This window comes from Staphylococcus sp. aM, from assembly GCF_052975125.1.
The window spans coordinates 1,972,608-1,992,977 of the sequence record NZ_CP121447.1 but is presented as its reverse complement, the minus strand read 5'-3'; the positions used below and the strand labels follow the sequence as shown (position 1 = coordinate 1,992,977).

Sequence of the window (20,370 nt, the reverse complement as noted above, 5' to 3'; positions counted from 1 at the left end):
TATAGAGGTGAACGCATGTTAACAACTGAAAGATTAGTTGAAGTATTAAATTTAGAATTAATAGCTGGTGAAGAAGGGTTGAATAAACCCATTAAGAATACAGATATCTCTCGCCCTGGTTTAGAGATGGCCGGATATTTTTCTCATTATGCTTCAGATCGAATTCAATTATTAGGCACTACCGAGTTATCATTTTACAATTTATTACCTGATGATGAGCGACAAGGTAGAATGAGAAAGTTATGTCGACCAGACACACCTGCGATTATTGTAACGCGAGGTTTAGAACCACCTAATGAACTTGTTGAAGCTGCAAAAGAGCTTAACACGCCACTCATTGTTGCTAAAGATGCTACGACAAGCCTAATGAGTCGTTTAACAACGTTTTTAGAACATGAACTAGCAAAGACAACATCATTACATGGCGTACTTGTTGATGTTTATGGTGTAGGTGTACTTATCACAGGTGATTCAGGTATTGGTAAAAGTGAAACAGCTTTAGAATTAGTTAAAAGAGGGCACAGACTTGTTGCAGATGACAATGTTGAAATTAGAGAAATTACAAAAGATGAATTAATTGGTAAACCTCCAAAATTGATTGAGCATTTATTAGAGATTCGTGGTCTAGGTATTATTAATGTAATGACATTATTTGGTGCTGGTTCAATTTTGACTGAAAAGCAAATCCGCTTGAATATTAATCTGGAGAATTGGAATAAAGAAAAATTGTATGACCGTGTGGGTCTAAATGAAGAAACATTACGTATCTTAGATACAGAAATCACTAAAAAAACTATTCCAGTAAGACCTGGACGAAATGTTGCAGTGATTATCGAAGTTGCCGCAATGAACTATCGTTTAAATATCATGGGTATCAATACAGCAGAAGAATTTAGCGAACGCCTGAATGACGAAATTGTTCGCAACAGTCATAAAGGTGAGGAGTAGTTAGATGATGAATTTAACGTTAAGTTATATTGATCCTATTGCATTTCATTTGGGCCCATTACAAATAAGATGGTACGGCATTATAATTGCTTGTGGCATTTTATTAGGTTATTTTGTAGCACAAGAAGCATTAAAGAGAGTAGGGTTACATAAGGATACACTAGTAGATGTTATCTTCTACTGTGCAATATTTGGTTTCATAGTGGCACGTATTTATTTCGTTATCTTCCAATGGCCTTACTACATGCAGAATCCAGGTGAAATACCAAAAATTTGGCATGGTGGTATAGCCATTCATGGTGGATTAATTGGTGGTTTTATAACTGGTATTATAGTTTGTAAAATGAAAAATTTAAATCCATTTCAAATTGGAGATATTGTTGCACCAAGTATTATTTTGGCTCAAGGTATAGGCCGTTGGGGTAACTTTATGAATCATGAGGCGCACGGTGGGATAGTATCAAAATCGTTCTTAGAACAGTTGCACTTACCTCAATTTATTATTGATAATATGTATATTGATGGTCATTATTATCATCCAACATTTTTATATGAGTCAGTGTGGGACGTTTTAGGATTTATTATTTTAGTTACAGTTAGAAAGCATTTAAAATTAGGCGAAACATTTTTCTTATATTTAATTTGGTATTCGATTGGTCGTTTCTTTGTAGAGGGGCTTAGAACTGATAGTTTAATGCTAACAAGTCATATTAGAGTGGCTCAGTTAGTATCTGTGATTTTAATTATTATCAGTGTGGCAATAATGTTATATAGACGCTTCAAATACCAACCACCCACATACAAGAATGCTGGACCATTAAGTTGGCCTAAATAGAAGGTGTAATTAAAATATGAGAAAATTAAAACCTCATCGTGAATATCAAATAACTCATACGAATCCATTGTGGCATATTTATCGTTTAGTCAAATTTCCTAAAGTATTAAGACAAACGATTATTATCGAGGTTTGTCGGTACATGCCAAACTTAAAATTGAAAAGTAATATGTATCGTCAATTATTAGGGATGAACATTGGAAAGCATTCTGTATTCGCGTTTAAAGTAGTGCCAGATTTGTTTTATCCAGAGCTAATAACAGTTGGCAACAATAGTGTGATTGGTTATAATACTACAATATTAACGCATGAAATTTTAGTAGATGAATTTAAATATGGAAAGGTAACGATTGGCAGTCATACATTAATTGGTGCCAATGTCACTATACTTCCAGGTGTCACTATTGGAGATCATGTAAAAATTGGTGCAGGAACAGTTGTATCTAAAGATGTACCGAGTAATTCGGTCGCTTTTGGTAACCCTATACAAATAAAATGAATATGGAGGTGACAATCTTTGGCAGATAAAAATAATAAAATTATTTCAATGGCTTTTGATGAACCGTTTTATCGCAAAATGGCAGCACAAAAGTGGAAGCAACAAGACTTTAAAAAAGCAGCTGATTATTATAGTAAAGTGCTAGAATTGTCACCTGAAGATTTTGATATTCAATTAAACTATGCTCAATGTTTAGTTAAACTAGGTTTTGGTAGTCGTGCGGAACATTTATTTTATGAAAATATTATTAATGATAGACGCGTGGCTGATAGTTTTTATGAATTGAGTCAGTTGAACATTGAATTGAATGAACCAAACAAGGCATTCTTGTTTGGTATTAATTATGTATTAATTACAGATGATCAAGACTTTCGTGATGAACTAGAAGAAACGTTCGATGTATCGTATTCTAATGAACATCAAATAGAAGTAGAGGCACAACTTTTTGCAGTACAATTATTGTTCCAATTTTTATTTTCACAAGGTCGTTTAGAGCAAGCAAAATCATATATATTAAATCAAGAAGAAGCAATACAAAATCATCGCGTCATTAAAAATTTATTAGCAATGTGTTATTTATATCTAAGTAAATATGATATTGCTAAGGAAATGTTTGAAGACCTATTAAATGAAGATAATTCAGATGTCCATGCACTTTGTCATTATACTTTATTACTTTATAATACGAACGAAAGAGACAAGTATAAACGTTATTTGAATATATTAAGTAAAGTTGTACCAATGAACGATGATGAAAGCTTTAAATTAGGCATTGTATTAAGTTATTTGAAACAATATCATGCCTCGCAAAAGCTACTGCTTCCACTGTATAAAAAAGGGAAGTTTGCTTCGATACAAATGTTTAATGCCTTAAGTTATAATTATTATTACCTAGGAAATAAAGATGAGAGTATCCAATTTTGGAATAAACTATTACAAATTTCTAAAGTAGATGTAGGATTTCCCCCTTGGGTTATAGAGGAAAGCAAACATGTCTTTGATCAACGAATCTTACCATTATTAATGGATGATGATAGTCACTATAGATTGTATGGTATCTTCCTTTTAAATCAATTGAATGGTAAAGAAATATTGATAACAGAAGATATATGGGCCGTATTAGAAACATTAAATGATTATGAAAAATTATATTTAACATATTTAGTTCAAGGTTTAACGCTGAATAAATTGGACTTCATTCATCGTGGTATGCAAAAACTGTATCAATTCGACCAATTTCGAAATGATACATCATTATTTGTTCAATGGATAGATCAAGCTGAATCAATTATTGCTGATCAAGCAGATTTAACTGAAGTTGAAAGATATTTAGGTGCATATTTATATTTGTATTACCAACAAACAAATCAGAAGTTGACTAAGAAGCAAATCAAAGAATGGTTTGATATTAGTCATTACAAATTAGATAAAACGATAACTTATATTTTGAGCATATAAATTTATGAAATACTTATTTTGATATATAATGCGTTTAATGATTATTTAGTAGGAGGGCAAGTAAATGACTGAAGTAGATTTTGATGTAGCAATTATAGGTGCAGGCCCTGCTGGTATGACGGCTGCAGTTTATGCATCACGTGCCAATTTAAACACAGTTATGATTGAACGTGGTATGCCAGGTGGCCAAATGGCAAATACAGAAGAAGTAGAGAATTTTCCAGGATTTGAAATGATTACTGGACCAGACTTATCTACTAAAATGTTTGAACATGCCAAAAAATTCGGTGCTACGTATCAATATGGTGATATTAAATCAATCGAAGATAAAGGCGATTATAAAGTCGTTAACTTAGGAAATAAAGAAATTACAGCACACGCAGTGATTATTTCAACTGGAGCCGAATATAAAAAAATCGGCGTACCAGGAGAACAAGAATTAGGTGGACGTGGTGTAAGTTATTGTGCTGTATGTGACGGTGCATTCTTTAAAAACAAACGTTTATTTGTTATTGGTGGCGGTGACTCAGCTGTTGAAGAAGGTACATTCTTAACAAAATTTGCTGACAAAGTCACTATTGTTCATAGAAGAGATCAATTACGTGCACAAAGTATTTTACAAGACCGTGCATTTAAAAATGATAAAATTGATTTTATTTGGAGTCATACTTTAAAGACAATCAATGACAAAGACGGCAAGGTAGGATCAGTTACTTTGGAATCAACGAAAGATGGTTCTGAAGTCACTTATGATGCAGATGGTGTATTCATTTATATCGGTATGAAACCACTAACAGCACCATTTACTGATTTAGGTATTACAAATGAAAATGGTTATATTGTAACTGAAGCAGATATGAGTACAAACGTACCAGGTATCTATGCTGCTGGTGACGTAAGAGATAAAGGATTACGTCAAATTGTTACAGCAACAGGCGACGGAAGTATTGCAGCTCAAAGTGCAGCAGATTATATTGAAGCTATCAAAGATAAATTAGAAGCATAAATTAAATACCATTTATCACAACAGTAATTTAAGCTAGAGCAATAGGAGGATTATAATGCTAATAATCCGTTTGTTGTTCTAGCTTTTTTCTAAGTCTTAGTAACGTTCCTTTGTGAATTTGAGTGTGGTATGATGAAGCTATTAATGTACAAATTTCAAATAACTGGCGGTGACCAATGAAATGATGAATTCTGAAAAAGAAATGGGAAAAAGTGAACTATTAGTAGTGACTGGTTTGTCAGGTGCTGGTAAGTCTCTAGTCATTCAAAGTTTAGAAGATATAGGCTATTTCTGTGTAGATAATTTACCACCTGTGTTATTGCCTAAATTCGTTGAATTAATGGAGCAAGGTAACCCTTCATTACAAAAAGTGGCAATTGCTATAGATTTAAGAGGCAAAGAATTATTTAAATCACTTGTGAAAGAAATAGATTTAATCAAAAGTAGAAATGACGTTATTGTAGATGTCATGTTTTTAGAAGCAACTACAGAAAAACTAATTTCAAGATATAAAGAATCACGACGTGCGCATCCATTAAATGAAAAAGGACAACGTTCATTAATAGAAGCCATTAATGAAGAACGTGGACAGCTTTCACAAATTAGAAGTATCGCTAATTATGTGATTGATACGAGCCAACTTAAACCTAAAGCATTAAAAGAACGAATTGTTAATTATTATAAGAATGATGATTTTGAAACATTTACGATTAACGTAACGAGCTTTGGATTTAAACATGGTATTCAAATGGATGCTGACTTAGTATTTGATGTGCGATTTTTACCTAATCCTTATTATGTAGAAGAGTTGCGACCATTAACTGGATTAAATGAAGAAGTGTATACCTATGTAATGAAATGGAGAGAAACTGAAATTTTCTTTGATAAATTAACGGATTTATTAAAATTCATGATTCCTGGTTACAAAAAAGAAGGTAAATCTCAATTAGTCATAGCTATTGGATGTACTGGTGGCCAACATCGTTCAGTAGCTTTAAGTAAACGTTTGGGTGAATATCTAAACGAGGTTTTTGATTATAACGTTTATGTTCATCACAGAGATGCACATATCGAAAGTGGCGAGCATCAATGAGAAGAATGAAAGTAGTATTAATCGGCGGAGGAACTGGTTTATCAGTATTAGCTAGAGGTTTAAGAGAATTTCCAATTGATATTACCGCTATTGTCACGGTCGCAGACGATGGTGGTAGTACAGGTAAAATTCGAAATGAAATGGATATTCCAGCTCCCGGAGATATTAGAAATGTTATTGCAGCGCTTAGTGACTCGGAATCAGTATTAACACAATTATTCCAATATCGATTTGAAGAAAATCAAATCAGTGGACATTCATTAGGTAATTTATTAATCGCTGGTATGACCAACATTACGAATGATTTTGGACATGCAATTAAAGAATTAAGTAAAGTATTAAATATTAAAGGTAAAGTAATCCCATCAACCAATTCAAGTGTGCAATTAAATGCCATTATGGAAGATGGAGACATTGTTTACGGTGAATCTAAAATACCTAAAATGCAGAAAAAGATAGACAAAGTCTTTTTAGAACCGGATGATGTTGAACCAATGGAAGAAGCAGTGGAAGCGTTAGAAGAAGCAGACTTAATCGTTTTAGGCCCAGGTTCGTTATATACGAGTGTCATTTCTAACTTATGTGTGAAAGGTATATCACATGCACTATTAAATTCATCTGCGCCTAAACTATATGTATCTAATGTAATGACACAGCCAGGTGAAACTGATGGTTATGATGTGAAAGAACATATTAATGCATTACATCGACAAGCAGGACAATCATTTGTCGATTACGTCATTTGCTGTACTGATCAATTTAATGATAATGTTTTACAAAAATATAGAGAAAAACATTCAGAACCGGTTGACGTTAACGTTGATGAATTAAAACAGGACGGTATTAAAGTGATTACTGCATCTAATCTAGTTGAAATATCAGATGAACATTTAGTAAGACACAATACCAAAGTATTATCTACTTTGATATATGAAGTCGCACTTGAATTAATTAGTACAATTCAATTTGATCCTAACAGCAAACGTCAGCAGTAGTCATGATGAGAGGATATGAGAGTTAGAATTTATTTAAGTCTGTAAATTCAATGAATGAAAAATAATTTAAATGAGATTAATTTAGAAAAAAGTCATTGCGAAAGAATCATGTAGGCGATGATAGGAAGGAATGAGTGTTCTATGAGCTTTGCATCAGATATGAAAAATGAATTAACTCGTATAGATGTAGATGAAGCTAATGCGAAAGCAGAGCTCAGTGCATTAATTCGTATGAATGGGGCACTTAGTTTGTCCAATCAACAGTTTGTGATAAATGTTCAAACTGAAAATGCCACAACTGCTAGAAGAATCTATTCACTGATTAAGCGTATCTTTAATGTTGAAGTAGAAATATTAGTACGTAAAAAAATGAAATTGAAGAAAAATAATATTTACATTTGTCGTACAAAGATGAAAGCACGAGAGATTCTTGATGAATTAGGAATTTTAAAAGAAGGCGTATTTACACATGAAATTGATCCAGAGATGATTCAAGATGATGAAATGAGACGAAGTTACTTGCGTGGCGCATTTTTAGCAGGGGGTTCTGTCAATAACCCTGAAACATCTTCATATCATTTAGAAATCTTTTCTCAATTTGAGAATCATTCTGAAGGATTAACTAAGTTGATGAATAGTTACGAATTAAATGCAAAACATCTTGAACGTAAAAAGGGTAGTATCGTTTATTTAAAAGAAGCGGAAAAAATATCTGACTTTTTAAGTTTAATTGGTGGATATCAAGCACTACTCAAATTTGAAGACGTACGTATTGTACGTGATATGAGAAATTCCGTTAATCGATTAGTAAACTGTGAAACAGCCAATTTAAATAAAACTGTGAGCGCAGCTATGAAACAAGTTGAAAGTATTCAATTAATTGACCAAGAAATTGGTTTAGATAATTTGCCAGATCGTTTACGTGAAGTCGCGAAATTACGTGTTGAACATCAAGAAATTTCTTTAAAAGAATTAGGTGAAATGATTTCCACAGGACCTATTTCTAAATCAGGTATGAACCATCGATTAAGAAAATTAAACGAATTAGCAGATAAAATCCGAAACGGCGAGAAGATTGAATTATAAAAAACTATCCCAATGGTATGAGATTCAGAAAAATATATCATATTGAAATGATAAAATAAAAGCCATGTCTCATTGATAGAACACATTGTGTAATCATGTATTCTAAATTTGAAGATCATGGCTTTCTTCTGTTAATTTGAATCACTACATAAGCAGTCTTTGTATTTAACCATATATGAGCCCCCTCGAAGGGAATCGAACCCCTATTCTAAGAACCGGAATCTTATGTGTTATCCATTACACTACAAGGGGAAAATAGATAAAGCTTATTTCTGTACTAAATGATATAAAATCAGTACAATCAAAAATAGTTATTTCTAGTGTACAAAAGTAATTCACTTAACGTCAATTAGCAATTAAACTAAAAGAACTTTATTTTTGACCATTTTTGACTTTTAGGTTAAAATATGAAGTAACAGTTATTACAAGGAGGAAATATAGATGAATTTAATTCCTACAGTTATTGAAACAACAAATCGTGGTGAACGTGCGTATGACATTTATTCACGATTATTAAAAGACCGTATTATTATGTTAGGTTCACAAATTGATGATAACGTTGCTAACTCAATTGTATCTCAATTATTATTCTTACAAGCCCAAGACTCTGAAAAAGATATTTACTTATATATCAATTCACCAGGGGGAAGCGTGACAGCTGGCTTTGCTATCTATGATACAATTCAACATATCAAACCAGATGTTCAAACAATTTGTATTGGTATGGCTGCGTCAATGGGTTCATTCTTATTAGCAGCAGGTGCAAAAGGTAAACGTTATGCTTTACCAAACGCTGAAGTAATGATTCACCAACCATTAGGTGGTGCACAAGGTCAAGCAACTGAAATCGAGATTGCTGCCAACCATATTTTAAAAACTCGTGAAAAATTAAATCGTATTTTTTCTGAAAGAACAGGTCAATCTATTGAAAAAATCCAACAAGATACTGATCGTGACAATTTCTTAACAGCTGAAGAAGCTAAAGCATATGGTTTAGTTGATGAAGTTATGGAACCAGAAGGTAAACAATAATATTTCTATTTAATTAGACATATTAATCGAAGTTCAATAAAAAGAAGTCAGGACCGTCATTTAAGGTCCTGACTTCTTTTTTATTTAAATTGATTTGCTTGAAATTAACTATTTTAACTTATGTCTCAATCCATTAATTGAAATATACGAGACTATAAGACCAATAATGATAAATAGGACAGAGAGTAATATCATAATTATTGTTTGATCAAATACTAAGACACCATTCAAAATACAGATTAGGCCTGCTATTATCATTAAAATGTATGTGAGTTTGTCATTTTGATTGTTTTCCATTGTTGTTGTACCTCTTAATTTAATTTCTGATTAAATCATCTAGTGCATTTTTAAGATTATTATACATGAAATTAAATCCTAGTGCTTCGAGTTTATTTGGTAATACCTTTTGTGTATCTAAAACAACGGTAGACATTTCACCAAGTACTAGTCTCATTGCAAAGCTTGGAACCCATGTTTCATGAGGTTTATGCATTGCACGAGCTAACGTATAACCGAATAAATTCTGACGTTCAGGTATTGGTGCAGTTAAGTTAAATGGGCCTTTGGCTTTGTCATTACCAATTGTAAATAATATTGCACGTGTTAAATCATCAATGTGAATCCATGAATACCATTGGAAACCAGATCCTAATTTACCACCGACATAAAATTGATAAGGTAATTTCATTGTTTGTAAAGCGCCACCATCATTAGATAAAATCATTCCAAAGCGACCTAAAACGACTCTTGTTCCAAATGCTTCGAATTGCTTAGCAAATCTTTCCCATTGATAAACAATATCTGATAAAAAGTCAAACGGTAATGTTTTAAAAAGTTCTGTATAACTATGATGATAATTAGGTGGGTAATATCCCATAGCACTAGCATTAAATAATACTTCTGGCTTCTTTTCTCTTTCTTTAAATAATTCAAAAAGGGCTTGTGTAGATTGAATTCTGCTTAACATTAATGTTTGTTTGTAGTCTTTAGTCCAACGTTTATTAAGTGTTGCACCAGCTAGATTAATAACGATATCGATATCAGGCACTTTACTTTCCCAACCGTGTTTAGACCAATTCACATATGAAATCTGAGAATCGTTCGATTGTTCATCATGTCGAGTCAAAATAGTAATATGAGCGTTTGATTTCTTAATTTCATTCACTAAGTGTGAACCTACCATGCCAGTTCCACCAGTAATTAAATATTGTTTCATTATCTCACCTCAATAAAAAATTCTAACCTTATTAATAGTTAGTAGTGATTCTTATTATTCAAAATTTATCCAATTTTTAGCCAACAATATGTCAAATACTTTTTTATATTCGTATTTAAAAAAATTTCTGTTAAGTTATAATTGACTTGTACCTTCGGAAATTAATTAAACATCTCTTAATTAGTATGAGTATACCCCATAATATACTAGCGAAGGTAAATTTTGACTCCCTTTAGTAGTGGGCCCATGCGAGCAACGTATGGGTCTTTTTTTCTCTCTTTATTATTATTTTAAATGATTTTTACATCTTTTTACAGAAATAAACTTAATAAAAAATTGTGTGCATATTTATAATAGAAAAAATCATTTAATTGTTAAATGTTATTTTAAAGAAAAAACCAAATGAAAGTGAAAAGTATCAAAAAAACGATGATATAAAACCAGCTATTACTTAAGATGGAAGATTTATTTTGATGTTGATCATTACTTATCAACATCTTTTTTAATGTAATTTTGTGGTTATCATTAGTATGACTCTCTAAGTGATCTTCAATCATTTTCTTCATTATTATCACAAACCGTTCCTATTAAATTTATATTAAAAAAGTTTAAAATGGATGTTTCTTCTTCATTATGATGTTATCATAAATGAGATGAGATTAAGTAAATAGTAATTTGCTAATTCTATCGAAATTCTAAATATAAATTTTTGATGAATAAAACATAACGACAACTTAAGATATAAATTTATTTATAATAATATGATATTCCATGTTTAAAGTGAGGGAGAATATGTCAAAGCAAGATTTTAATGAGTACGACAATCAAGGTAAAAAAGGTATGAGTGGCATTGCGAAAATTATTAGTATCATTATCGTATTATTGCTACTAGGTGGTTTAACATTTGCTATATTTTCATTTGTAGATCATTCAAAGAAAGCTAATGAACGATTAAATAATGAGACGAAGCAAGAACAAAAAGATAAAAAAGACAAAGACGACAAAGATAAAAAAGAAAAATCGTCTGACAAAAAGTCTAATGAAAAGCAAAATACACAACAGCAACCATCACAACAACAGACGAGACAACAACCAACAACACAGCAACAACCTTCTACGCAACAACCCAAATCACAACAGCCTAAGACACAACAAAAACCAAAAGTAGATAATAAAACTAAAGAAGCACCAACTAAAGAAAAACCAAGTAAGCAAGAAAAGCCAAGCACTCAAGAGAAACCAAGTACCCAAGAAAAACCAAGCACGCAAGAGAAACCTAGCACACAACAAAAGCCAAGTACTCAAGAGAAACCAAGTTCACAACCTAAACCAAGTACTCAAGAAAAGCCAAGTGCCCAACAATCAACACAGAATAACTCAAATAATAATACGCAACGTAGTGCATCACAACAATCCAACAATAGTCAAAGTTCACAAAGTCAAAATAGTTCGTCTAACAATAAATCTGATGAATAAAAAATAAAAGGCCGATAAGGTATTTCGTACAATTGCGATTTGCAAGTTAATGTACTGACCTTATCGGCTTTTCTATTTTTAAAAGTAAGTAAATTCAGTACTGTGCCTCAAATACCATTTAAAATAACCAATAAATGAACATTGTGATTATAAGAGAAATGAGCATTAGTGTAGAGCAACCAATAGAACATCCACATCCCGTGTGTGTACATCCATATGTATAAACTTGATGATTGGATTTGTTATCGTCATAGCGATTTTGATGAAAATGTTCATCATCTTTATAACGTGGATCAGTTGGATCAATAACTTCTATTTTATTTTCCTCATCAGTACTCAAAATAAATTAAACCTTCTTTCAAAAAGAGTTGTCCTTATATTGATTATAAATGAAAAGCACAATGTTATAAAAGAATTGTTGCTTTATAAAGAGATGGTTAACTCGTAACATAAAGGGTAATATTATCAATGTGTAGAATAATATTTATCAATTTAATAGCGTACAACTAAAAGTTGATGAATAGCTTAAAATATCATGAATAAGTGATTGAATTCACGTAACCATACCTAAAGTAAATGAAATCGCTTTACACAATATTTGGAAAATTTTGAGCGGATTTACTTGCATTTTAATTCGCATAATAGTACTATTGCAATTGTAAAGAGGTTAGATTTTGTCCCACGTGGGACTTCAAACGTCAATCCTCTATGATTCAAGCAATATTGACTCATCCTTTAGAAATATACAAGGAGGAAAGAGTAGTGAAAGATTTGATCGAAATTCAACAACAACTTATTCCAGATTTGGTCGAAAAGATGTATCGTCGTTTTTCAATCTTAGCTACTATTTCTCAAAATGAGCCAGTTGGACGACGTAGTTTAAGTGAACATATGGATTTGACGGAAAGAGTTCTACGTTCTGAAACAGATTTGTTAAAAAAACAAGAACTAATCAAAGTTAAATCAACAGGAATGGAAATCACTGAAAAGGGTAAAGAGGTAATCAATCAATTAAATGATTATTTCAATCATTATTCAGATGATCACAAAATGGCTAACGCTATTAAAGAAAAGTACAACATAAAAGAAGTTCATGTTGTCCCTGGTGATTCAGACGAGAAACAATCAGTTAAAAGAGAAATGGGCAGACAGGCTGGCCAGTTATTAGAAAGTAGTTTATACGAAGATGCAATTGTGTCAGTAACTGGTGGTTCAACAATGGCTTATGTAAGTGAATCTATTCATTTACTACCATTTAATGTGTTTTTCGTACCTGCTCGTGGTGGTCTTGGTGAAAATATGGTATATCAAGCAAATACGATTGCATCAAGTATGGCACAACAAGCGGGTGGTTATTACACAACATTATATGTGCCTGATAACGTAAGTGAATCTACATATAATACATTAATGTTAGAACCTTCAGTCAGTCATACATTGGATAAAATTAAACAAGCGAATGTAACGATACATGGTATTGGTGATGCGCTGAAGATGGCGCATCGACGACAGTCACATAAAGATGTGATTGATAAGCTTCAACATCACCAAGCCGTGGGTGAAGCATTTGGTTATTATTTTGATGCTCAAGGTCATGTCGTCCACAAAGTAAAGACAATAGGATTACAATTAGAAGATCTTGAGTCCAAAGACTTTATCTATGCAGTGGCAGGTGGACAATCTAAGGGTGAAGCAATTAAAGCTTACTTAACCATTGCCCCTGACAACACAGTGTTAATCACTGATGAAGCTGCGGCGAAAGTAATATTAAATTAGGAATAAAAAGTTCAAAGCTTTTTAAATATCATTATTAAAGGAGGCCATTATAATGGCAGTAAAAGTAGCAATTAATGGTTTTGGTAGAATTGGTCGTTTAGCATTTAGAAGAATTCAAGACGTAGAAGGTTTAGAAGTAGTTGCAGTAAACGACTTAACTGATGACGATATGTTAGCACACTTATTAAAATATGACACTATGCAAGGTCGCTTCACTGGTGAAGTAGAAGTTATCGACGGTGGATTCCGTGTTAACGGTAAAGAAGTTAAATCATTCGATGAACCAGATGCAAGCAAATTACCTTGGAAAGACTTAGATATCGACGTAGTATTAGAATGTACTGGTTTCTATACTGACAAAGATAAAGCACAAGCTCATGTTGACGCAGGTGCTAAAAAAGTATTAATCTCAGCTCCAGCAACTGGTGACTTAAAAACAATCGTTTACAACACTAACCACGATGAATTAGATGGTTCTGAAACAGTAGTATCAGGTGCATCATGTACTACTAACTCATTAGCTCCTGTAGCTAAAGTGTTAAGTGATGAGTTCGGTTTAGTTGAAGGTTTAATGACAACTATCCACGCTTACACTGGTGACCAAAATACTCAAGATGCTCCACACAGAAAAGGCGACAAACGTCGTGCTCGTGCTGCAGCAGAAAACATCATCCCTAACTCAACTGGTGCTGCTAAAGCAATCGGTAAAGTAATTCCTGAAATCGACGGAAAATTAGACGGTGGTGCACAACGTGTTCCAGTTGCAACTGGTTCATTAACTGAATTAACAGTAGTATTAGAAAAAGACGTAACAGTTGAACAAGTTAACGAAGCAATGAAACAAGCTTCTGACGAATCATTCGGTTACACTGAAGACGAAATCGTATCTTCTGATGTAGTTGGTATGACTTACGGTTCATTATTCGATGCAACTCAAACTCGTGTAATGGCTGTTGGTGGTCGTCAATTAGTTAAAGTAGCTGCTTGGTACGACAATGAAATGTCATACACTGCTCAATTAGTACGTACTTTAAACAAATTAGCTGAGTTATCTAAATAATTAAAGCATAGTTAATTTAACTAGTGCTCTTAACTGTTAAATTTTATAATAAAGCTTATGAGTAAGCGGGGAGCACAAACGCTTCTCCGCTTATTTTTTAATATATGTTTTCCTAATTAAAGGAGGAAATGAAAATGGCTAAAAAAATAGTTTCTGATTTAGAACTTAAAGACAAAACGGTATTAGTTCGTGCGGACTTCAACGTACCATTAAAAGACGGTGAAATCACAAACGATAACCGTATTGTTCAAGCATTACCAACAATCAAATACATCATCGAACAAGGTGGTAAAGTTGTCTTATTCTCACACTTAGGTAAAGTGAAAGAAGAAAGCGACAAAGAATCATTAACTTTAAAACCTGTTGCAGATGACTTATCTAAAAAATTGGATAAAGACGTTGTATTTGTACCTGAAACTCGTGGCGAAAAATTAGAATCTGCAATCAAAGATCTTAAAGCTGGTGATGTATTATTAGTACAAAATACTCGTTTTGAAGATTTAGATGGTAAAAAAGAATCTAAAAATGACCCAGAATTAGGTAAATACTGGGCTTCATTAGGTGACGTATTTGTAAATGATGCATTCGGTACTGCTCACCGTGAACATGCTTCTAACGTAGGTATTTCTACTCATTTAGAAACTGCAGCTGGTTTCTTAATGGAAAAAGAAATTAAATTCATTGGTGGCGTAGTAAATGATCCACACAAACCAGTGGTAGCAATCCTTGGTGGTGCTAAAGTTTCTGATAAAATCGGTGTAATCAAAAACTTATTAAACATTGCTGATAAAATCCTTATCGGTGGTGGAATGGCTTATACATTCCTTAAAGCACAAGGTAAAGAAATTGGATTATCTTTATTAGAAGAAGACAAAATTGACTTTGCTAAAGAATTACTAGAAAGCAATGGAGACCAAATTGTATTACCTGTTGACGCTAAAGTAGCAAAAGAATTCTCAAATGATGCAGAAATCACTGAAGTATCAATTGATGATATTCCAAAAGACCAAGAAGCAATGGATGTTGGTCCTAAAACTGTTGAATTATTTAACAAAGAATTACAAGGTGCGCATACATTAGTATGGAATGGACCTATGGGTGTATTCGAATTTAGTAACTTTGCTCAAGGTACTATCGGTGTATGTGAGTCAATCGCTAACTTAAAAGATGCCGTGACAATTATCGGTGGTGGTGATTCTGCAGCAGCAGCAATCTCACTAGGATTCGAAGATAACTTCACTCACATTTCTACTGGTGGCGGTGCATCATTAGAATACTTAGAAGGTAAAGAATTACCTGGTATTAAAGCAATCAACAATAAATAATATCTATAAAATGTTGTGTTTTTCTCAGATATATTCGGGAAAACGAATGTTGAAAGATATATAGTATACCAATAAACATTAAAATATTAAGGAGTGTATTGAATGAGAACACCAATTATCGCAGGTAACTGGAAAATGAACAAAACAGTTCAAGAAGCTAAAGATTTCGTTAATGAATTATCAACATTACCTGATCCTAAAGAAGTTGAATCAGTAATTTGTGCACCAACAATTCAATTAGATGCATTAATCACAGCAGTTAAAGATGGTAAAGCTAAAGGCTTAAAAATCGGTGCTCAAAATGCATATTTTGAAGATAATGGTGCTTTCACAGGAGAAACTTCTCCAGTAGCATTAGCTGATTTAGGCGTGAAATATGTTGTCATCGGACACTCTGAACGTCGTGACTTATTCCACGAAACAGACGAAGAAGTTAATAAAAAAGCGCACGCTATCTTCAATCACGGCATGACACCAATCATTTGTGTTGGTGAATCAGATGAAGAACGTGAAAGTGGTAAAGCTAATGAAGTTGTAGGTAACCAAGTTAAGAAAGCTGTTGAAGGTTTATCAAATGACCAACTTAAACAAGTTGTGATTGCATATGAACCAATTTGGGCTATCGGTACTGGTAAATCATCTACATCTGAAGATGCTAATGAAATGTGTGCACATGTTCGTAAAACAATTGCAGACTTATCAAGCCAAGATGTAGCTGATGCAACTCGTATTCAATATGGTGGTAGTGTTAAACCTAACAACATCAAAGAATATATGGCTCAATCAGATATCGACGGCGCATTAGTAGGCGGCGCTTCATTAAAAGTAGAAGATTTTGAACAATTGTTAGAAGGTGCAAAATAATTATGGCAAAACAACCAACTGCCTTAATCATTTTAGATGGTTTTGCAAATCGTGAAAGTGAACACGGTAACGCTGTAAAATTAGCAAACAAACCTAATTTTGATCGTTACTACAATAAATATCCAACTACTCAAATAGAGGCAAGTGGATTAGATGTTGGTCTTCCTGAAGGCCAAATGGGTAACTCTGAAGTAGGACACATGAATATTGGTGCTGGACGTATTGTTTATCAAAGTTTAACTCGTATTAACAAATCAATCGAAGACGGAGACTTCTTCGAAAATGATGTGTTAAATAACGCAGTAAAACATGTGAAAGACAACAATTCTGCATTACATGTATTCGGTTTACTATCAGATGGCGGTGTTCACAGTCATTATAAACACTTATTTGCTATTTTAGAATTAGCTAAAAAGCAAGGTGTTGAAAAAGTATATGTACATGCATTTTTAGATGGACGTGACGTTGATCAAAAATCTGCAATTAAATATATCGAAGAAACAGAAGCTAAATTTAAAGAATTAGGTGTAGGCCAATTTGCTTCAGTATCTGGACGTTATTATGCAATGGACCGTGATAAACGTTGGGATCGTGAAGAAAAAGCTTACAACGCAATTCGTAATTTTGAAGGTCCTACATTCGCTACTGCTAAAGAAGGTGTAGAAGCGAACTATGATAAAGATTTAACAGATGAGTTTGTTGAACCATTTATCGTTGAAGGACAAAATGATGGCGTTAATGACGGAGATGCAGTTATTTTCTATAACTTCCGTCCAGACAGAGCTGCACAATTATCAGAAGTATTCACTAATAAAGCATTTGAAGGTTTCAAAGTAGAACGAGTTAATGACTTATTCTATGCTACATTTACAAAATACAACGATGACGTTGATGCTGAAGTTGTATTTGAAAAAGTAGATCTTAAAAATACAATTGGTGAAGTTGCTCAAGATAATAATCTTACACAATTACGTATTGCTGAGACTGAAAAATTCCCTCATGTCACTTACTTCATGAGTGGTGGTCGTAATGCTGAATTTGAAGGTGAACGTAGACGTTTAATCGATTCACCTAAAGTTGCAACTTATGACTTAAAACCAGAAATGAGCGCATATGAAGTAAAAGATGCCTTATTAGAAGAATTAGACAAAGGTGATTTAGATTTAATCTTATTAAACTTTGCTAATCCTGACATGGTTGGTCACAGTGGTATGTTAGAGCCAACAATCAAAGCTATCGAAGCTGTTGATGAATGTTTAGGTGAAGTTGTAGATAAAATTATCGATATGGGTGGTCATGCGATTATCACTGCAGACCATGGTAACTCTGACCAAGTCTTAACAGATGATGATCAACCAATGACTACACATACAACTAACCCAGTTCCAGTTATTGTTACAAAAGAAGGCGTAACTTTAAGAGAAACTGGTCGCTTAGGTGACTTAGCACCAACATTATTAGATTTATTAAATGTTCAACAACCTGAAGATATGACAGGTGAATCTTTAATTAATCATTAATTTATAGAAAATGTGTTTCAAATAAGGGATTAAGTTCCCTTGTTTGTTAACTTTTCGTTAACAACATGTATTATCATTTTATTAATTAAATAAATAAAGCTATAATAGCTTTAAATCATATATTTAAAGGAGAAATTAAACATGCCAATTATTACAGATGTTTACGCTCGCGAAGTCTTAGACTCACGTGGTAACCCAACAGTTGAGGTAGAAGTATTAACTGAAAGTGGCGCTTTCGGCCGTGCATTAGTACCATCAGGTGCTTCTACAGGTGAACACGAAGCAGTAGAATTACGTGACGGTGACAAATCACGTTACTTAGGTAAAGGTGTTACTAAAGCTGTTGAAAACGTAAATGAAATCATCGCACCAGAAATCGTTGAAGGTGAATTCTCAGTATTAGATCAAGTATCTATCGACAAAATGATGATTCAATTAGACGGTACTTCAAATAAAGGTAAATTAGGTGCTAACGCTATTTTAGGTGTATCAATTGCCGTAGCTAGAGCAGCAGCTGACTTATTAGGTCAACCTTTATACAAATACTTAGGTGGATTTAACGGTAAACAATTACCAGTTCCAATGATGAACATCATTAACGGTGGTTCTCACTCAGATGCGCCAATCGCATTCCAAGAGTTCATGATTTTACCAGTAGGTGCTGAATCATTCAAAGAATCATTACGTTGGGGCGCTGAAATCTTCCATAACTTAAAATCAATTTTAAGTAAACGTGGATTAGAAACTGCAGTAGGTGACGAAGGTGGTTTCGCTCCTAAATTTGAAGGTACAGAAGATGCTGTAGAAACAATTATCCAAGCTATCGAAGCTGCTGGTTACAAACCAGGTGAAGAAGTATTCTTAGGATTTGACTGTGCTTCATCAGAATTCTACGAAAATGGTGTTTATGACTACACTAAATTCGAAGGTGAACATGGTGCTAAACGTAGCGCAGCTGAACAAGTTGACTACTTAGAACAATTAATTAACAAATACCCAATCATCACTATTGAAGACGGTATGGACGAAAACGACTGGGAAGGTTGGAAACAACTTACAGAACGTATCGGTGATAAAGTACAATTAGTTGGTGACGATTTATTCGTAACTAACACTGAAATCTTATCTAAAGGTATCGAACAAGGTATTGGTAACTCAATCTTAATCAAAGTTAACCAAATCGGTACTTTAACTGAAACATTCGATGCAATCGAAATGGCTCAAAAAGCTGGTTACACAGCAGTAGTTTCTCACCGTTCAGGTGAAACAGAAGATACAACAATTTCTGATATCGCTGTTGCTACAAACGCTGGTCAAATCAAAACTGGTTCATTATCAAGAACTGACCGTATTGCTAAATACAATCAATTATTACGTATTGAAGATGAATTATACGAAACTGCTAAATTTGATGGTATTAAATCATTCTACAATTTAGACAAATAAGTTTTGTTTTATCTTTAAAATTATTGAGTTCACGCTAAAAGTCTAGGATGTGCATCCTAGAAATATAACCCGTTACAGAGTTGAGGCTGTAACGGGTTTTTTATATGTTCATGCTATTGTGTCTAATCAATAAAATGTATATCAATAAGTATGATTTAACTTATATATACAAACTGGTATAATAATGTAAGTATTCAATTATAAAAGGAGAACGACAATGGCTGAAACAACAAAAAGAGAAGTCGTTACAGGTAATGTAATAGCTATCAGTTCACTTATATTTTTCATATTGTTAATCATTCATAATTTTATCGTGTTAGATGCTACAACTGTCAAAACACTGTTATCACTAGCAGGTCAAAAGACAACGACTAATTCAGTAAATCAAGTATTAAACAGTTTTAGATTTGACGGTGTCATGTATTTATTAGCTTATTTATCAGGTGTCATTGCATATTGGAATCGCCATCCTTATTTATGGTGGTTTATGTTTGCAGTATATATTTCGAATGCTTTCTTTACACTCGTCAATTTATACATGGTTGTACAAGCGATACTAGATGTTAAAAGTGTGATTGCCATATTACCAATTTTAATTGTAGTGATTGGTTCACTTATTTTAGCAGCTTATATGTTAGTCGTATCAATTAAGCGTAAAAGTACGTTCAATCGATAGAAGATTGATAAACAATACGAATGTGTGTTATAATTCGATTCGTATATAATGAATGGAGG

Annotated in this window: 20 protein-coding genes and 1 tRNA gene; 17 read left to right on the top strand and 4 right to left on the bottom strand. The window is 33.1% G+C overall.

Going from position 1 to position 20,370, the window contains the following annotated elements; all coding sequences use genetic code 11:
- The first annotated feature begins 15 nt into the window (after positions 1–15).
- The 8 genes from hprK (at position 16) to whiA (ending at position 7,920) form a co-directional block, all read left to right on the top strand.
- On the top strand, positions 16–948 hold the full coding sequence (gene hprK / locus P7F85_RS09850) for an HPr(Ser) kinase/phosphatase (protein WP_015365270.1): 933 nt from the start codon (positions 16–18) through the stop codon (positions 946–948).
- Between the two features lie 7 nt (positions 949–955).
- Positions 956–1,783, top strand: coding sequence for a prolipoprotein diacylglyceryl transferase (gene lgt / locus P7F85_RS09845; RefSeq protein ID WP_015365269.1), 828 nt, complete (start codon positions 956–958; stop codon positions 1,781–1,783).
- A 16-nt stretch (positions 1,784–1,799) separates the two neighbouring features.
- The gene (locus P7F85_RS09840) at positions 1,800–2,282 is read left to right on the top strand and encodes an acyltransferase (protein ID WP_002465356.1); all 483 of its coding nucleotides are present in this window, start codon (positions 1,800–1,802) and stop codon (positions 2,280–2,282) included.
- Between the two features lie 18 nt (positions 2,283–2,300).
- Positions 2,301–3,740: a tetratricopeptide repeat protein gene (locus P7F85_RS09835; protein ID WP_015365268.1), complete on the top strand. Its 1,440-nt coding sequence runs from the start codon at positions 2,301–2,303 to the stop codon at positions 3,738–3,740.
- Between the two features lie 64 nt (positions 3,741–3,804).
- Positions 3,805–4,746, top strand: a complete 942-nt coding sequence (trxB, locus tag P7F85_RS09830; protein ID WP_002450908.1) for a thioredoxin-disulfide reductase — start codon at positions 3,805–3,807, stop codon at positions 4,744–4,746.
- Positions 4,747–4,927: 181 nt separating this feature from the next.
- Positions 4,928–5,839: an RNase adapter RapZ gene (gene rapZ, locus P7F85_RS09825; protein ID WP_002466712.1), complete on the top strand. Its 912-nt coding sequence runs from the start codon at positions 4,928–4,930 to the stop codon at positions 5,837–5,839.
- On the top strand, positions 5,836–6,834 hold the full coding sequence (locus tag P7F85_RS09820; RefSeq protein ID WP_002466714.1) for a gluconeogenesis factor YvcK family protein: 999 nt from the start codon (positions 5,836–5,838) through the stop codon (positions 6,832–6,834). The genes rapZ and P7F85_RS09820 overlap by 4 nt, the downstream gene beginning before the upstream one ends.
- 141 nt (positions 6,835–6,975) lie before the next feature.
- Positions 6,976–7,920, top strand: a complete 945-nt coding sequence (gene whiA, locus P7F85_RS09815; protein ID WP_002466716.1) for a DNA-binding protein WhiA — start codon at positions 6,976–6,978, stop codon at positions 7,918–7,920.
- Between the two features lie 180 nt (positions 7,921–8,100).
- Here the strand turns inward: whiA and P7F85_RS09810 are convergent.
- Positions 8,101–8,172 (bottom strand) — tRNA-Arg (locus P7F85_RS09810).
- 189 nt (positions 8,173–8,361) lie between these two features.
- Here P7F85_RS09810 and clpP point away from each other — a divergent pair.
- Positions 8,362–8,952 carry an ATP-dependent Clp endopeptidase proteolytic subunit ClpP gene (gene clpP, locus P7F85_RS09805; protein ID WP_002466718.1) on the top strand — a complete coding sequence of 197 codons (591 nt, stop codon included), beginning with the start codon at positions 8,362–8,364 and terminating at the stop codon, positions 8,950–8,952.
- Between the two features lie 108 nt (positions 8,953–9,060).
- On the opposite strand, the gene P7F85_RS09800 is transcribed toward clpP, so the two are convergent.
- Positions 9,061–9,249 (bottom strand): hypothetical protein, encoded by a 189-nt coding sequence (locus P7F85_RS09800; protein ID WP_015365266.1) that lies wholly within the window; start codon positions 9,247–9,249, stop codon positions 9,061–9,063.
- A 19-nt stretch (positions 9,250–9,268) separates the two neighbouring features.
- Positions 9,269–10,168, bottom strand: coding sequence for a TIGR01777 family oxidoreductase (locus tag P7F85_RS09795; protein WP_002466713.1), 900 nt, complete (start codon positions 10,166–10,168; stop codon positions 9,269–9,271).
- 792 nt (positions 10,169–10,960) lie between these two features.
- On the opposite strand from P7F85_RS09795, the gene P7F85_RS09790 reads away from it, so the two are divergent.
- Positions 10,961–11,644, top strand: a complete 684-nt coding sequence (locus P7F85_RS09790; RefSeq protein WP_002466709.1) for a DUF4887 domain-containing protein — start codon at positions 10,961–10,963, stop codon at positions 11,642–11,644.
- 118 nt (positions 11,645–11,762) lie between these two features.
- Here the strand turns inward: P7F85_RS09790 and P7F85_RS09785 are convergent, their stop codons facing one another.
- Entirely contained in the window at positions 11,763–11,984 is a 222-nt protein-coding gene (locus P7F85_RS09785; RefSeq protein WP_002466717.1) for a hypothetical protein, read from the bottom strand.
- Between the two features lie 422 nt (positions 11,985–12,406).
- Here P7F85_RS09785 and P7F85_RS09780 point away from each other — a divergent pair, with 422 nt between their 5' ends.
- The 7 genes from P7F85_RS09780 (at position 12,407) to P7F85_RS09750 (ending at position 20,311) form a co-directional block, all read left to right on the top strand.
- Positions 12,407–13,420 (top strand): sugar-binding transcriptional regulator, encoded by a 1,014-nt coding sequence (locus P7F85_RS09780; protein ID WP_002466710.1) that lies wholly within the window; start codon positions 12,407–12,409, stop codon positions 13,418–13,420.
- A gap of 52 nt (positions 13,421–13,472) precedes the next feature.
- Entirely contained in the window at positions 13,473–14,480 is a 1,008-nt protein-coding gene (gap, locus tag P7F85_RS09775) for a type I glyceraldehyde-3-phosphate dehydrogenase (protein WP_002450898.1), read from the top strand.
- Between the two features lie 134 nt (positions 14,481–14,614).
- Positions 14,615–15,805 carry a phosphoglycerate kinase gene (locus P7F85_RS09770; RefSeq protein ID WP_031463920.1) on the top strand — a complete coding sequence of 397 codons (1,191 nt, stop codon included), beginning with the start codon at positions 14,615–14,617 and terminating at the stop codon, positions 15,803–15,805.
- A 102-nt stretch (positions 15,806–15,907) separates the two neighbouring features.
- Complete coding sequence (tpiA, locus tag P7F85_RS09765; RefSeq protein ID WP_002465367.1) at positions 15,908–16,669, top strand: triose-phosphate isomerase; 762 nt, start codon at positions 15,908–15,910, stop codon at positions 16,667–16,669.
- A gap of 2 nt (positions 16,670–16,671) precedes the next feature.
- The gene (gene gpmI / locus P7F85_RS09760) at positions 16,672–18,189 is read left to right on the top strand and encodes a 2,3-bisphosphoglycerate-independent phosphoglycerate mutase (RefSeq protein WP_002465365.1); all 1,518 of its coding nucleotides are present in this window, start codon (positions 16,672–16,674) and stop codon (positions 18,187–18,189) included.
- A gap of 141 nt (positions 18,190–18,330) precedes the next feature.
- Complete coding sequence (eno, locus tag P7F85_RS09755) at positions 18,331–19,635, top strand: surface-displayed alpha-enolase (protein ID WP_002465364.1); 1,305 nt, start codon at positions 18,331–18,333, stop codon at positions 19,633–19,635.
- 217 nt (positions 19,636–19,852) lie between these two features.
- Positions 19,853–20,311 (top strand): hypothetical protein, encoded by a 459-nt coding sequence (locus P7F85_RS09750; protein WP_002450893.1) that lies wholly within the window; start codon positions 19,853–19,855, stop codon positions 20,309–20,311.
- Positions 20,312–20,370 lie beyond the last annotated feature (59 nt).

What these genes read in the sequence shown, in the direction of transcription:
- rapZ (WP_002466712.1), top strand. Translation starts at nt 4,928, where the DNA reads ATGATGAATTCTGAAAAAGAAATGGGAAAAAGTGAACTATTAGTAGTG.
- clpP (WP_002466718.1), top strand. Translation starts at nt 8,362, where the DNA reads ATGAATTTAATTCCTACAGTTATTGAAACAACAAATCGTGGTGAACGT.
- P7F85_RS09800 (WP_015365266.1), bottom strand. Translation starts at nt 9,249, where the DNA reads ATGGAAAACAATCAAAATGACAAACTCACATACATTTTAATGATAATA.
- P7F85_RS09795 (WP_002466713.1), bottom strand. Translation starts at nt 10,168, where the DNA reads ATGAAACAATATTTAATTACTGGTGGAACTGGCATGGTAGGTTCACAC.
- P7F85_RS09790 (WP_002466709.1), top strand. Translation starts at nt 10,961, where the DNA reads ATGTCAAAGCAAGATTTTAATGAGTACGACAATCAAGGTAAAAAAGGT.
- P7F85_RS09770 (WP_031463920.1), top strand. Translation starts at nt 14,615, where the DNA reads ATGGCTAAAAAAATAGTTTCTGATTTAGAACTTAAAGACAAAACGGTA.
- P7F85_RS09750 (WP_002450893.1), top strand. Translation starts at nt 19,853, where the DNA reads ATGGCTGAAACAACAAAAAGAGAAGTCGTTACAGGTAATGTAATAGCT.
- trxB (WP_002450908.1), top strand. Translation starts at nt 3,805, where the DNA reads ATGACTGAAGTAGATTTTGATGTAGCAATTATAGGTGCAGGCCCTGCT.
- P7F85_RS09840 (WP_002465356.1), top strand. Translation starts at nt 1,800, where the DNA reads ATGAGAAAATTAAAACCTCATCGTGAATATCAAATAACTCATACGAAT.
- gap (WP_002450898.1), top strand. Translation starts at nt 13,473, where the DNA reads ATGGCAGTAAAAGTAGCAATTAATGGTTTTGGTAGAATTGGTCGTTTA.
- P7F85_RS09820 (WP_002466714.1), top strand. Translation starts at nt 5,836, where the DNA reads ATGAGAAGAATGAAAGTAGTATTAATCGGCGGAGGAACTGGTTTATCA.
- lgt (WP_015365269.1), top strand. Translation starts at nt 956, where the DNA reads ATGAATTTAACGTTAAGTTATATTGATCCTATTGCATTTCATTTGGGC.
- hprK (WP_015365270.1), top strand. Translation starts at nt 16, where the DNA reads ATGTTAACAACTGAAAGATTAGTTGAAGTATTAAATTTAGAATTAATA.
- tpiA (WP_002465367.1), top strand. Translation starts at nt 15,908, where the DNA reads ATGAGAACACCAATTATCGCAGGTAACTGGAAAATGAACAAAACAGTT.
- eno (WP_002465364.1), top strand. Translation starts at nt 18,331, where the DNA reads ATGCCAATTATTACAGATGTTTACGCTCGCGAAGTCTTAGACTCACGT.
- gpmI (WP_002465365.1), top strand. Translation starts at nt 16,672, where the DNA reads ATGGCAAAACAACCAACTGCCTTAATCATTTTAGATGGTTTTGCAAAT.
- whiA (WP_002466716.1), top strand. Translation starts at nt 6,976, where the DNA reads ATGAGCTTTGCATCAGATATGAAAAATGAATTAACTCGTATAGATGTA.